The sequence below is a fragment of the Brevibacillus sp. MS2.2 genome (assembly GCF_013284345.1).
Classification (GTDB): domain Bacteria; phylum Bacillota; class Bacilli; order Brevibacillales; family Brevibacillaceae; genus Brevibacillus; species Brevibacillus brevis_C.
Genome location: NZ_JABSUZ010000016.1, coordinates 103,543 through 117,436, shown reverse-complemented (window position 1 = coordinate 117,436; position 13,894 = coordinate 103,543). Strand labels below are relative to the sequence as shown.

At 53.3% G+C, this 13,894-nt stretch carries 13 protein-coding genes; all 13 read left to right on the top strand.

Annotated elements, in window-relative coordinates:
- The first annotated feature begins 1 nt into the window (after window position 1).
- The 13 genes from cobJ to cobA are packed head-to-tail and all read left to right on the top strand — an operon-like array spanning window position 2 to window position 13,876.
- Window positions 2-1,762 carry a precorrin-3B C(17)-methyltransferase gene (gene cobJ, locus HP568_RS16265; RefSeq protein WP_173629628.1) on the top strand — a complete coding sequence of 587 codons (1,761 nt, stop codon included), beginning with the start codon at window positions 2-4 and terminating at the stop codon, window positions 1,760-1,762.
- Between the two features lie 35 nt (window positions 1,763-1,797).
- Complete coding sequence (locus tag HP568_RS16260; protein ID WP_173629627.1) at window positions 1,798-2,766, top strand: sirohydrochlorin chelatase; 969 nt, start codon at window positions 1,798-1,800, stop codon at window positions 2,764-2,766.
- Window positions 2,767-2,778: 12 nt separating this feature from the next.
- Window positions 2,779-3,552: a precorrin-6A reductase gene (gene cobK, locus HP568_RS16255; RefSeq protein WP_048031596.1), complete on the top strand. Its 774-nt coding sequence runs from the start codon at window positions 2,779-2,781 to the stop codon at window positions 3,550-3,552.
- 2 nt (window positions 3,553-3,554) lie between these two features.
- Window positions 3,555-4,205, top strand: coding sequence for a precorrin-8X methylmutase (locus tag HP568_RS16250; RefSeq protein ID WP_048031597.1), 651 nt, complete (start codon window positions 3,555-3,557; stop codon window positions 4,203-4,205).
- 4 nt (window positions 4,206-4,209) lie between these two features.
- Window positions 4,210-5,346, top strand: coding sequence for a cobalt-precorrin-5B (C(1))-methyltransferase (locus HP568_RS16245; protein ID WP_173629643.1), 1,137 nt, complete (start codon window positions 4,210-4,212; stop codon window positions 5,344-5,346).
- A complete protein-coding gene (cbiE, locus tag HP568_RS16240) occupies window positions 5,309-6,538 on the top strand; it encodes a precorrin-6y C5,15-methyltransferase (decarboxylating) subunit CbiE (RefSeq protein WP_173629626.1) in 1,230 nt (409 codons plus the stop codon). The genes HP568_RS16245 and cbiE overlap by 38 nt, the downstream gene beginning before the upstream one ends.
- The gene (gene cobI / locus HP568_RS16235) at window positions 6,535-7,245 is read left to right on the top strand and encodes a precorrin-2 C(20)-methyltransferase (protein ID WP_047070510.1); all 711 of its coding nucleotides are present in this window, start codon (window positions 6,535-6,537) and stop codon (window positions 7,243-7,245) included. Before cbiE ends, cobI begins: the two co-directional genes overlap by 4 nt.
- Complete coding sequence (gene cobM, locus HP568_RS16230; RefSeq protein ID WP_048031600.1) at window positions 7,245-8,024, top strand: precorrin-4 C(11)-methyltransferase; 780 nt, start codon at window positions 7,245-7,247, stop codon at window positions 8,022-8,024. The genes cobI and cobM overlap by 1 nt, the downstream gene beginning before the upstream one ends.
- Window positions 8,024-9,169 carry a cobalt-precorrin 5A hydrolase gene (locus HP568_RS16225; protein ID WP_048031601.1) on the top strand — a complete coding sequence of 382 codons (1,146 nt, stop codon included), beginning with the start codon at window positions 8,024-8,026 and terminating at the stop codon, window positions 9,167-9,169. The genes cobM and HP568_RS16225 overlap by 1 nt, the downstream gene beginning before the upstream one ends.
- Window positions 9,166-10,542: a cobyrinic acid a,c-diamide synthase CobB gene (locus HP568_RS16220; RefSeq protein WP_048031602.1), complete on the top strand. Its 1,377-nt coding sequence runs from the start codon at window positions 9,166-9,168 to the stop codon at window positions 10,540-10,542. Before HP568_RS16225 ends, HP568_RS16220 begins: the two co-directional genes overlap by 4 nt.
- Window positions 10,535-12,076 (top strand): cobyric acid synthase, encoded by a 1,542-nt coding sequence (locus HP568_RS16215; RefSeq protein WP_173629625.1) that lies wholly within the window; start codon window positions 10,535-10,537, stop codon window positions 12,074-12,076. The genes HP568_RS16220 and HP568_RS16215 overlap by 8 nt, the downstream gene beginning before the upstream one ends.
- The gene (gene cobT / locus HP568_RS16210) at window positions 12,051-13,091 is read left to right on the top strand and encodes a nicotinate-nucleotide--dimethylbenzimidazole phosphoribosyltransferase (RefSeq protein WP_173629624.1); all 1,041 of its coding nucleotides are present in this window, start codon (window positions 12,051-12,053) and stop codon (window positions 13,089-13,091) included. Before HP568_RS16215 ends, cobT begins: the two co-directional genes overlap by 26 nt.
- Window positions 13,088-13,876: a uroporphyrinogen-III C-methyltransferase gene (gene cobA, locus HP568_RS16205; RefSeq protein WP_056496977.1), complete on the top strand. Its 789-nt coding sequence runs from the start codon at window positions 13,088-13,090 to the stop codon at window positions 13,874-13,876. The genes cobT and cobA overlap by 4 nt, the downstream gene beginning before the upstream one ends.
- Window positions 13,877-13,894 lie beyond the last annotated feature (18 nt).

Sequence of the window (13,894 nt, the reverse complement as noted above, 5' to 3'; positions counted from 1 at the left end):
TATGAGCGGCAAGTTGTTTGTGATCGGGTTTGGTCCAGGAAGTTTTGAGCATATCACCAAGCGGGCGCGGGAAGCCCTGCAAGAGTCCGATGTCATTATTGGTTATTCCACCTATGTAGATTTGATCCGCGGACTTTTGACGAATCAGCAAATCGTCAGCACAGGGATGACGGAAGAAGTGACGCGTGCACGGGAAGCCGTACGTCAGGCGGAAGAGGAAGGTAAAAAGGTAGCGGTCATTTCCAGTGGAGACTCAGGTGTTTACGGGATGGCAGGTCTCGTATACGAGGTGTTGGTGGAAAAAGGCTGGACAGAAGCAACTGGCGTACCCATCGAAATCGTACCGGGTATCTCGGCGATCAATTCCTGTGGGGCAATCCTCGGTGCGCCTATCATGCACGACGCATGCACGATCAGTCTGAGCGATCACTTGACGCCGTGGGAACTGATTGCTAAACGGATTGACGCAGCAGGGATGGCTGACTTTGTTATCGCGTTGTACAACCCGCGCAGCGGACGACGTACACGCCAGATCGTCGAAGCGCAACGCATTCTTTTGCAGTACCGCTCACCAGATACGCCAGTCGGTATCGTAAAAAGTGCATATCGTGAACGCGAAACGGTTGTCGTGACTACTCTGGCGCAAATGCTGGAGCATGATATCGGCATGTTGACCACCGTGATTATCGGAAATACATCGACGTTTGTATACGACGGCAAAATGATTACGCCGCGCGGATATCAGCGCAAATACACGCTGTCTGCCGACGAGCAACCTCTGAAGCCGCATCAGCGTCTGCGTGTAGAAAATGAGCCTTGGTCGCTCGAGGCCTCCGAGGAGAGCAGCCTTGCGTCAGCTCCGGCAGCACCAGCAGCACCGAAGGCAGAAAGACCAGTAGCCGTTACCGAGGACAGAGAAACTGCTACAGAACCAGCAAACCGTGCAGCAACAAGTACGGCAGTACTGGAAGCGCCGCCTGTAACAGAGGTAGAGGCACCGAAAGCTCCTTTCACATGGGCTATGGAGGCGTTGACTGCTATCAATGCGGCAAAAGGCATTGAAACCAAGCCAGTCGCGGGGCAGGTCCATCGTCCGGTATCTACCTTTACGCCAGAGATGATTTTCGAATGTGCGATAAGTCCAGGGGTTGCCAACAAAAAAATCACGCCGCTGCAAATGATGGCGATTGCCGAAGTGGCAGGCGAAAAAGGCGAGATCGAATATACCCCACACCACCAAATGATTTTGCGCGTGCCGACTGCAAACCCTGAGAGCATTACTAGCCGCTTGCGAGAGCTTGGATTGATTCTCAGCCCGATCGGAGACGTTTTGCAGGTAAAAGCGTGTGATTTCTGCGATGGAGAGAAAAAAGACAGCATTCCTTATGCCGACGAGCTGCACCAAAAGCTGGGTGGAAAAGAAATGCCGAAGGAACTGAAGATCGGCTTCAACGGCTGCGGGATGGCGTGCTATGGCGCGGTTCAAGAGGATATCGGGATTGTATTCCGCAAAGGAAAGTTCGATTTATTCCTGGGAGCAAAAACGGTGGGACGCAATGCACACTCCGGTATTCCGGTAGCAGAAGGCATCGAAAAAGAAGAAATTGTTCCACTTGTAGAGCGAATCGTGAACCGATTCAAAAAAGACGCGTTTCCGAACGAGCGGTTCCACAAGTTTTTCCAACGTGTAGGTGAGCTGGAGGGCTACGCATGGTACGAGCCAGCAAAAGCTGAGATCGAGAATGCTGCATGCGGAGATTAATGCAAGAACACAAATCAAAACGAGGGGGACATAAAATGGACGCAGTATTATTTGTAGGTCATGGAAGCAAGGACCCGGAAGGCAATGAAGAGATTCGCCAGTTTGTGGCGACGCTAACACCGGACTTGGATGTACCCATTATCGAGACGTGCTTTCTGGAGTTTGCCCGTCCTGACATGCTGCAAGGCTTGAATACATGCGTGGCACGGGGGGCAACCCGCGTGGCGGTGATTCCCATCATCCTGTTCTCTGCCGGTCATGCGAAAATTCATATTCCAGCTGCCATCGACGAGGCCAAGGAGCTGCACCCGCACGTTCAGTTCATTTACGGACGGCCGATCGGCATTCACGACGAAGTCATCAATATCTTGTCCGCACGCATGGAAGAGGCAGGCTTTGCCTCCGGAGAAGAGCATGATGACCTGGCAGTACTCGTTATTGGACGCGGCAGCAGCGATGCAGATGCCAATAGCGATATTTACAAAATGTCCCGACTGTTCTGGGAGCGTTACAAAGCCAAGTGGGTAGAGACTGCCTTTATGGGCGTGACGTACCCCTTGTACGACGAGGGCGTTGAACGTTGCCTGAAGCTGGGTGCGAAGCGCATCGTTCTCTTGCCGTACTTCCTGTTCACGGGTGTGCTGATCAAACGGATGAGCGACCAGCTGGAGAAATTCCGCGAGCAATATCCAGAAGCCCAGTTCGAAATGGCCGAGTATTTTGGCTTCCATCCGTTGTTGAAAGAAGTGCTCAAGGATCGTGTGGTGGAAGCGTTGCACGGTGAAGTGAAGTTGAACTGTGATACCTGTCAGTACAGACTGGCAGCGATGGAGCACATCGACCATCACCATCACCACCATGATGACGAGCATGGACATCACCACCACCATGGTCACCACCATCATCATCATCACGACCACGACCATGATCACGAACATGACCATGACCACGAACATAACCATGACCACAAAAATGATCACAAGCACGACCACGTTACCAAGTAGGAGGAAGACTGCATGATTCTGGTACTGGCTGGAACGAGCGACGCGCGCGAGTTGGCTTTGCAAATCAAGGACAAGGGCTACGAGCTGTTGACGACGGTCGTCACTGACAATGCTGCGAAAAGTATGGAGGAGGAGGGCGTGCCTGTCCAGGTCGGACGCCTGACCGCCGAAGATATTCAGCAGCTGATCCAAGAGAGAGCCGTGCAATGCGTGGTCGACGCGAGTCACCCCTTCGCAGAGGAAGCCTCCAAAAATGCCATGGCAGGTGCACAGGGCGCGGGAGTCCCCTACATTCGCTACGAGCGGGAAAGCCTCTCCTCACCTGGCAGCGAGAAGCTGATTGTAGTAGAAGACTATGTCCAGGCGGCTGAGCTGGCGGCAGATAAGCGCGGCGTCATCATGCTAACGACAGGAAGCAAGACGCTGAAAACCTTCACGGATCGGCTGTTGGGCCTGCCGGAGACGACCCTGGTAGCGCGCATGCTACCGCGTCTTGACAATATGCAGAAATGCGAAGAGCTCGGTGTCGAGCAAAAAAACATCGTCGCGATGCAAGGTCCCTTTTCCAAGGAGCTGAACAAAGCGCTCTACGCTCATTATGGTGTCACGCTGATGATTACCAAGGAGAGCGGCAAGGTAGGTGCTTTTGACGAAAAGGTGGAAGCGGCACTGGAAATGGGCATCGAAACCATCGTCATCGGTCGTCCAAAGATCGATTATGGAACGAAGTTTTCGGATTACGCCAGCGTGCTGGGCGAACTCAAACAAGTGACTGGAGGAAATTAACCATGGATTTCAAAACAGAATTTAAACCGATGACTGTACAACCGCAAGAGATTGAGGATTTGAGCTTTCAAATCATTACAGATGAGCTGGGCGAGCATTCTTTTACAGAAGAACAATATCCGGTAGTACAACGTGTCATCCACGCATCCGCAGACTTTGATCTTGGACGAAGCCTTGTTTTCCACCCGGACGCAGTAAAGGCGGGAATCGAAGCAATCCGCAGCGGCAAAATCGTCGTAGCAGATGTACAGATGGTGCAAGTCGGCATCAGCAAAAACCGCATTGAAAAATTCGGTGGAGAAGTAAAGGTGTACATCTCTGACCGCGATGTGATGGAAGAGGCGAAGCGTCTGAATACGACCCGCGCGATCATTTCCATGCGCAAAGCAATCAAGGAAGCGGATGGCGGTATCTTTTGCATCGGAAACGCACCTACAGCACTCCTGGAGCTGATCCGCATGGTGAAGGAAGGCGAAGCAAAGCCAGGTCTGGTGATCGGGATGCCAGTTGGCTTCGTATCTGCGGCAGAATCCAAGGAAGAGCTGGCGAAGCTCGATATCCCATTCATCACGAACATGGGACGTAAAGGCGGAAGCCCAGTAACCGTAGCAGCATTGAATGCGATTTCGATCATGGCGGAACGGTTGGGTTAAGCAGATGGCAGCCAAAGCAGCAACGGACGAAAAAGAGGCAAAGCCCCTCCGCCACGGATATACGACTGGATCATGTGCAACGGCGACGACTAAGGCTGCTTTGATCTCGCTGATTACTCAGGAAGAGCAAAGCCAAGCGACGATTCGCCTGCCAATTGGCGAGGACGTCTCCTTTCAGATGGAGAGCTGTGAGTTTTCATTGGAGAAGGCGACCGCAAGCACGATCAAAGATGGGGGAGACGACCCAGACGCGACACACGGTGCCCTTATTCTCTCTACCGTGGAATGGTCGGATGAGCCCGGCATTATTTTGGATGGCGGACTCGGTGTGGGACGGGTGACCAAGCCAGGGTTGCCCGTTCCGATTGGCGAGGCTGCGATCAATCCCGTCCCGCGCAAAATGATCAGGGAAACGGCGCAGGCTGTTCTGGATGAGTACGGGACGCAGCGCGGGATCAAAATCGTCATTTCCGTGCCTGCTGGCGAGGAAATCGCCAAAAAAACATTGAATGGACGACTCGGCATACTCGGTGGTATCTCCATTTTGGGGACGCGTGGAATCGTGGTGCCGTTTTCCACTTCTGCCTACAAGGCAAGTGTGGCACAAGCGGTCAATGTCGCCAAGGAAGCCGGCTGCGATCATATTGTGCTGTCGACGGGCGGAAAGAGTGAATCCTACGGGGTCGCTACTTATCCAGAGCTGTCGGAAGAAGCGTTCGTGGAAATGGGCGATTTCGTCGGCTTTTCCCTCAAGCAGTGCAAGAACAAGGGTATGCGCAAAGTGACCTTGGTCGGGATGATGGGCAAGTTTTCCAAGGTTGCGCAGGGTGTCATGATGGTTCATTCCAAAAGTGCACCCGTCGATTTCGCCTTCCTCGCCCAAATGGCAGCAGATGCAGGAGCTTCTCAGGAGCGTATTGACGAAATTTTGGGAGCCAACACCGCTTCGCAGGTAGGCGATATGATGGTGGACACGCCCGCCTTTTTCGAGATCATGTGCGAAAACTGCTGTCGCGCTGCGCTAAAGGAAGTGGGCGGCGGCATCGAGGTCGAAACCATCATCATCACAATGAAAGGGTCCCTGTTGGGAAGGGTGACGATCAATGACACAGGCGATGAAAGTAATTGGAATCGGGGATGATGGACAGCAGAGCCTGCTGCCGTTGTACCGGACGTGGATAGAGGAAAGTGAGCTGTTGGTTGGAGGAGAGCGACACCTCAGTTTCTTCCCGGAGTATTCAGGGGAAAAGCGTGTACTGAAGGGCGGTCTGACTGCCATGGTGGAGGAGCTGCGTACGGAGACGCGCAAGACGGTCATTCTGGCGTCAGGCGATCCGCTCTTTTACGGGATCGGCAGCTTGCTTGCAAAAAAATTGAACGTGGAGATTTACCCGCACCTGAGCTCCATCCAGCTCGCTTTTGCCAAAATGGGGGAAGCATGGCAGGATGCGACACTGGCGAGTGTGCACGGACGCAGTATCAAAGGTCTGGCACAGCGGATCGACGGGAAGGATAAGGTCGCACTGCTGACAGATCGGGAAAACTCGCCAGCAGCGATCGCCCGCTATCTCCTTTCGTTCCAAATGACCGAGTACGATGCGTTCGTGGCGGAGAATCTCGGTAGTGCCGAAGAGCGGACAGGCTGGTATTCCCTCGAGGAAATGGCAGATGGTATCTTCTCTGATCTAAATGTCGTGATTTTGAAAAAACGCCGTCCAAGCCCAGTATGGCCGTTTGGAATCGCAGACGAGGAGTTTTCCCAGCGCAAGCCGGACAAGGGACTCATTACGAAAAAAGAAGTGCGCATTTTAAGCATCGCACAGTTGCAATTGCATGCCAAAAGCATCGTTTGGGACATCGGCACCTGCACAGGCTCTGTCGCCATTGAAGCGGCACGAATTGCACGTGAGGGTGAAGTGTACGGCGTAGAGAAGAATGCGGACGATCTGGAAAACTGCCGCCAGAACATGGCGAAGTTTCGCACGGATTTGACAGTAATGAACGCACGTGCCCCACATGGCTTGGATGAGTTCCCGAACCCGGATGCCGTATTTATCGGCGGCAGTGGCGGAGAATTGCGCGAGCTGTTGAATATCTGCTGCACACGACTGCGCCCGAATGGCCGGATTGTTGTGAACGCAGCGACCATTGAGACATTGTACGAAGCGACACAAGCATTTGCGCAGGAAGGCTTCGAGACATCGGTGACATTGGCGCAGCTATCGCGCAGCAAGCCGATTTTGTCCCTGACGCGCTTTGAAGCATTGAATCCGATCTACATCATTACGGCCTGGGCCAAGCAGACAGAAGAACAAGGAGGAGACAGCAAGTGACTAAGATCGGAACATTGTACGGGCTGGGCGTAGGTCCCGGCGACCCCGAATTGATTACCGTCAAGGCATTTCGTCTATTACAGCAATCGCCAGTGGTTGCCTATCCGAAAAAACGGATGGGCAGCAAAAGCTACGCGCATCAAATCGCAGAGCTGTACGTGCAGTCCCCAGACAAGGAAATGCTTGGACTCGTATTCCCGATGACGCGGGACAAAGAAATTTTGGAGCGCGAGTGGAACAACACAGTGGAGATCGTTTGGGAGCGTCTGTCTGAAGGCAAGGACGTTGCTTTTGTAACGGAAGGCGATCCGATGTTTTACAGCACGTTCATCCACATGATGCGCGTCATGCATGAGGAGCATCCGGAAGTGCCAATCGTGACCGTACCAGGCGTCTCTTCGTTTCTGGGAGCAGCGTCCCGCTTCAATCTGCCACTGGCGGATGGCGACGAGCAGATCGGTATCATCCCGGCAACAGAAGACAAGGAAGCCATGCGCAAAGCGCTTGAGAACCACGATACTGTCGTGTTCCTGAAGGTAGCAAAAGTACTGCCAATGATCATTGGCTTGCTGAAAGAAATGGGGCTGGCTGAAAAGGCAGCAGTAGCGACCAAGGTCACTTCCTCCGAGGAAATGGTTTGGACCGATATGCGTGAACTGGAGCGGGCAGAGCTCAGCTATCTTACACTGATGGTGGTGAAAAAGTAATGAAACTGTACATAGTGGGAGCGGGTCCCGGCGACCCTGATTTGATAACAGTAAAAGGCTTGAAGCTGCTGCAAAAGGCAGACGTCATTATGTATACCGACTCTCTCGTGAACGAGGATTTGGTAGCAATGGGCAATCCCGATGCAGAGGTACTGCAAAGCTCGGGTATGGCATTGGAAGAAATGGTAGAGCTGTTGGTAGACCGGATTAGTAGCGGAAAAACAGTCGTACGCCTGCATACAGGTGATCCCTCCATTTATGGCGCGATCATGGAGCAGATCGCTCTATTAAAAGCAAAAGGCATCGAGGTAGAAATCGTTCCAGGTGTGAGCTCCGTATTTGCGGCAGCGGCAGCAGTAGGAGCCGAGCTGACGATTCCTGATCTGACACAGACGATCATCCTCACCCGCGCAGAAGGTCGCACACCGGTGCCTGAGAGAGAAAAGCTGCGTGCACTTGCTGAGCATCATTGCACGTTGGCTCTGTACCTTAGCGCGACTTTGACGAAAAAAGTAGTCCGCGAGCTGGTCGATGCAGGCTGGAGCGAGGATACGCCTGTCGCAGTCGTACAACGTGCAAGCTGGCCGGATCAATTGATCATTCGCACCACGCTGAAAAATTTGGACGAAGACATGGGCAAAAACGGCATTCGCAAGCACGCGATGATTTTGGCTGGCTGGGCATTGGACCCGAACATCCACGACAAGAGCGAGCAATACCGTTCCAAGCTGTACGATAAAACCTTTACACACGGGTTCAGAAAAGGTGTGAAGGAATAATGAAGATCATCGAACTGATCGAGGGAGAAATCCCTGTTATCGAGCAGCGCGGAGACTATGCTATTGTCGCGATCACGAAGCACGGGGTAGAGATGGCGCGTGATTTGGCGCAAAAATTTCCTGGAACAGACCTGTATTACATGAGCAAATTCGAGCGCGGAGATGAGGATGCGCGCGGCATCCAACTGTTTTCGAACAGTGTACGGATGCTGTTTCCCGCTCTCTGGCCTGCTTATAAAGGTTTAATCATCATTATTTCTCTGGGTGCGGTTATTCGGATGATCGCACCTTTGCTCGAAGACAAAAAGAAAGACCCGGGTGTCGTCGTCGTCGATGACCGTGGGGAGAACGTCATCAGTGTGCTGTCTGGCCATTTGGGCGGTGCCAATGAGCTGGCTCGCGAGGTAGCGGCAGTCATGGGTGCTCGTCCGATTATCACGACAGCGTCTGACGTACAAAAGACGATTCCGGTCGATCTATTCGGTAGACGTTTTGGCTGGGAGTGGGATTCCGCTGAAAAGCTGACCCCTGTCAGTGCTTCTGTCGTAAACGAGGAGCGCGTAGCTGTCATCAATGAATCCGGCGAACGTGACTGGTGGATGCATGACACACCGATGCCACCGTCCATCAAGGAATACGCGACAATCGCTGAGGCAAAAGCCGATCAGCCGCAAGCTGCTCTAGTCGTCTCTCATCGCTTGCTCACACCGGAGGAACAATCGATTTTGGACAACGGCGTCCTTTATCGTCCGAAGGTAATCGTGCTCGGAATGGGCTGCAATCGTGGAACCTCCGCCGAGGAGATCGAGGCAGTCATCAAGGAAACGCTGGATGAACTGCAATTTTCGATCAAAAGTGTAAAAGCACTGGCGACCATCGAGTTGAAAAAGGATGAAGCGGGTCTGATCGCCGTTTGCGAAAAATACGGCTGGCCGTTCGTCTGGTACCCACCTGAAGAGTTGAATCAGGTAGAGATCAGCGATCCGTCTGATACTGTCTTCAAGTTCACCGGAGCGTACGGAGTGAGCGAGCCTGCCGCGAAGCTGTATGCTGGCGTGGGCGAACTCGTTTTGACCAAGAAGAAGTCGGGCAACACCACCATTTCGGTCGGATTGATGCCCTATCATGAGGAGGAGCGCGCATGACGGACAGCCGCCGTATTGTGATTGCCGGAACAGGCAGTGGAGCGGGTAAGACAACCGTTACCATCGGACTGATGGCTGCTCTGAAAAGAAAAGGGCATACCGTACAGGGCTTCAAGTGTGGACCCGACTACATCGATCCCACGTATCATACGGCTGTGACGGGCAGAGCTTCGCGCAATCTGGACAGCTTTATGCTGGAGCACGAGATCGTGAAGGAGATTTTTGTCCGTGGTAGCGAGGGTGCAGACATCTCGATTATCGAGGGTGTCATGGGTATGTACGATGGCAAGGAAGCGACCAGCGATAAAGGCAGCACGGCAGAAATCAGCATCCTGACTGGCTCTCCGGTTTTGCTGGTGGTCAATTGTCAGAGCATGGCACGCAGTGCGGCTGCAATTGTCAAAGGTTTTCAACTGCTCAATCCACAGGCGAGAATCGTCGGTGTCATCGCCAACAAGGTCGGCAGTGAAGGGCATCACAAAATCGTGAAGGCAGCGATCGAGCAGGAGTGCGGGATTCCGGTCGTGGGCTACCTGAAACGGGAGAACGAGCTGGAAATACCGGAACGTCATCTCGGATTGGTGCCATCCGTCGAACGAGGAGAGCTGACACCGCTGTTTGAAAAGCTGGCTGATCTGATTGCAGAGACCGTGGATTTGGAGCAAATCTGGGAGCTGGCAAAGGCAGAGCCGCTGCAAGCGGAGCCTACGCTGTTTGCTCCACGAAAAGCATCTGCCAATGTCACTATTGCTGTAGCGAAAGACCCTGCTTTTCATTTTTACTATCCGGAAAATTTGGAGCTGCTCGAAGCATATGGCGCGAAGCTCGAATTCTTTTCTCCACTGGCGGGTGAGGGAGTGCCTGAGGACGCGGACGGCTTGTACATCGGGGGAGGCTTCCCGGAGGAATTTGCAGCAGAGCTATCGCAAAATGAAACGGTGAAACAATCGATTCGAGCTGCGATCACAAAAGGCTTGCCTACTTTGGCCGAGTGCGGCGGCTACATGTTTTTGACAGAGGCAATCGTGACGACAGAGGGCGACAGCTATCCAATGGTAGGGCTCATCCCAGGCAAGGTGACCATGCAGAAAAAGCTCGCAGCGCTTGGCTATCGCGAAGTGCGCGGCAAGGAAGGCAATTTCTTGCTCGGCACCGAGGAACAGGCGAAAGGGCATGAATTCCACTACTCTACGTATGCTTCGGATCAACAATTGCCAGCAGCCTATGAGACGAAAGGGCTTCGCGGTACGAAACCGGAGGGCTATGCCCAAGATCATCTGGTCGCAGGCTATACTCATTTGCATTTTGGCTCCAATCCCGACCTGGTTGAGCGTTGGCTGAACCGTTGCGCGGAGGTGGCCGCTCGTGCCTAAAGCCCTCCCGTTGATGGTGCAAGGTACCAGCTCGGATGCAGGAAAAAGTGCGATTGCAACAGCGCTGTGTCGGATTTTTGCCCAAGATGGCTACAAGACAGCTCCGTTCAAATCGCAAAATATGGCGTTAAACTCCTATGTGACGCTAGATGGAAAAGAAATTGGCCGGGCACAGGGCGTTCAGGCGGAAGCAGCAGGAATTCTGGCGACGACCGACATGAACCCCATTTTAATCAAGCCGACACGAGACTCCGAATCGCAAATTGTCGTAAACGGTGAACCATACGGCAACATGAAAGCTTTTGCTTATCGGACGGAGTTTTATGACAAGGGCTTGCGGATCATTGAGGAAGCGTATCAACGACTCGCCAGCTCCTATGAGCGGATCGTCATTGAAGGGGCAGGCAGTCCGGCAGAGGTTAATCTGAATGACCGTGAGCTCGTCAATATGCGGGTCGCTCGTCTCACGAATGCGCCCGTCGTTTTGGTGGCAGACATTGAGCGCGGGGGAGTTTTTGCCAGCTTGGTCGGCACCCTCCAACTGCTCGAGCCCGAAGATCGGGACCGCGTGATCGGTGTCATCATCAATCGTTTTCGCGGTGATTTGACACTTTTGCAGCCGGGACTCGACTGGTTCGAGGAGTATACGGGAAAGCCGGTACTTGGTGTCGTGCCATTTATTCCAGACTTGTGGATCGATGCGGAGGATTCGCTGATTTTGCACCGTTATCAAGGGCAGCGTGAGACACCGCGAGAGATTGACATTGCGGTTTTGCGCTACCCGCGAATTTCCAACTTTACAGACGTGGACCCGTTTTTTGTAGAGCCGGATTGCCGGATGCGCTTTGTGACACGTTTGGAAGAGCTGGGTGAACCTGACCTGATTGTCTTGCCGGGCAGCAAGAATACACTCGAGGATTTGAGTTTCTTACGAGAGACAGGTCTTGCCGCGGCGGTCAAAGACCTTCATCATAAAGGGAAGACGTATATCGTCGGCTTGTGCGGCGGCTATCAAATGCTGGGAGAATTCATTCACGATCCGGCTGGGGTCGAGTCTCCGTTGCAGCAGCTTGATGGGCTGGGTCTCATCCCGATGATCACGACGATGGAGCAGAAGAAAACGACCGTGTTGTCCCGCGGAGAAGCGGTATTTGCGAAGGAAAAGCTGACGGTAGAAGGCTACGAGATTCACATGGGACAATCTGCTTATTCAAGCAATGATTTTCCTTTTATCCAGATGGAGGGGCGCACGGAGGGCTATTGTCAGGAGGAGCGGCAGTTGATTGGCACATATTTTCATGGCTTGTTCCACAATGACCACTTCCGCACGCTGTTGCTGAATACCATCCGTGAGAAAAAAGGTCTCCCACCCATCATGGATCGCCCATCCTTTGTCGCTCTGCGAGAGCAGGGGTACGATCTGTTGGCGGAGACCGTTCGTCGCCATGTGAAGCTGGATACGATCGAAGAGTACATGAAGGCTTTTCAAGAAAAAGAGGTGCAAATTAATGTCAGTCATTTATCCGGCGATTGAGCCACGAAATCAGGAAGCAAGTGAGCAAACGAGGCAGCATGTGGATCAGTTGACCAAGCCGCTTGGCAGCCTTGGTCGCTTGGAGCAATTGGCTATTGAGCTGGCTGGGATGACGGGTGAGACAATGCCTGTTGTGACACCACCGGGCGTGCTTGTTTTTGCGGCCGATCACGGTGTTGCACGAGAAGGTGTCTCTGCCTATCCACAGGAAGTGACAGCGCAAATGGTGCTGAATATGGTTCATGGTGGAGCTGGAGTCAACGTCTTCGCCAGACAAATCGGAGCCATTCAAAAAATCGTAGATGTTGGTGTAGCGGTCGAGGTCGAAGCACCGGGTGTTTATAACAAGCGAATCAGAGCAGGCTCGGGCAATATGCTGAAAGAAGCTGCGATGACCGCAGACGAAGCGCAGCGCTCCATCGCAGTTGGCTTTGAAATGGCAGAAGTGATCATTGAAGAAGGCGCCAAAGTCCTGATCGTCGGTGAAGTAGGGATTGGCAACACGACAGCCAGCAGTGCGATCCTGTCAGCCTTAACCGGAGCTGATCCTGAACAAATCGTCGGACGAGGAACGGGGCTGGATGATGCAGGCTGGCAGCGCAAAAAGGCAGTTGTTCGTGACGTGCTTGCGCTGCATCGCCCGGATGCAAACAATCCGTTGGACGTTTTGGCAAAAATCGGCGGACTGGAAATCGGAGCAATGGCAGGGGCGATCATCGGAGCAGCCACTCGCCGTGTCCCTGTGCTGCTGGACGGCTTTATCGCTACGGTAGCGGCTCTGCTTGCTGTTCGAATGGAGCCACTCGTTGCTGATTACTTGATCGCGGGTCACCGTTCTGAGGAGCCGGGGCATGATTTTGTCCTGCAAGCATTAGGCAAGGAGCCATTGCTCAGCCTGAAATTGCGACTGGGTGAAGGAAGCGGAGCAACATTGGCGTTTCCAATCGTGGAAGCAGCGACACGGATGGTTCGTGAGATGGCGACATTTGCATCAGCAGGAGTGAGTGACCGATGAGCGGCGCGGGCAAAGTTTATCTCGTAGGAGCTGGCCCTGGAGATCCAAAGCTGATTACCGTAAAAGGAATGGAATGCCTGCAAAAGGCAGAGGTGGTTGTGTATGATCGTCTGGCAAATCCAGCCCTGCTGGAGTACGCGCCACAGACGGCAGAACGTATCTATTGCGGCAAGCTGCCGGATCATCACACGATGAGACAGGAATCGATTAACGAGCTGTTAGCGGAAAAAGCGCTGGAAGGAAAAGTCGTCGTTCGGCTAAAAGGCGGCGATCCTTGCGTGTTTGGTCGTGCGGGAGAAGAAGCGCAGCATTTGGCCGAGCGAGGAATTGCCTTTGAAATCGTCCCGGGAGTAACTGCTGCAATTGCAGCCTCAGCATACGCGGGTATTCCGGTGACACACCGCGATCACGGCTCGTCATTCGCAGTCGTGACGGGACATTTGCGCGAAGACAAGCCAGAGCTGGCGGTAGAAAAATGGCGTGCTCTCGCGAATGGCATCGACACGCTTGCCTTTTACATGGGAGTAGCCAACCTGCCGTTGATCCGTACCCAATTAATCAAGCACGGACGCGATCCGCATACACCTGTAGCCGTTATCTCTTGGGGAACACTCCCACAGCAAGCGGTACTAACGGGTACCTTGGCTGATATTGAGGAGCGTATGGCGGAAAACAGTCACATCACGAATCCAGCTATCATTCTGGTTGGCGATGTCGTGAAGATGCGTGAGAAAATCAACTGGTTTGAAGCTACGCTTGCGATGGAGCAAGTGCAACAACAATAGGAAGCCGAGGGAGGGAAC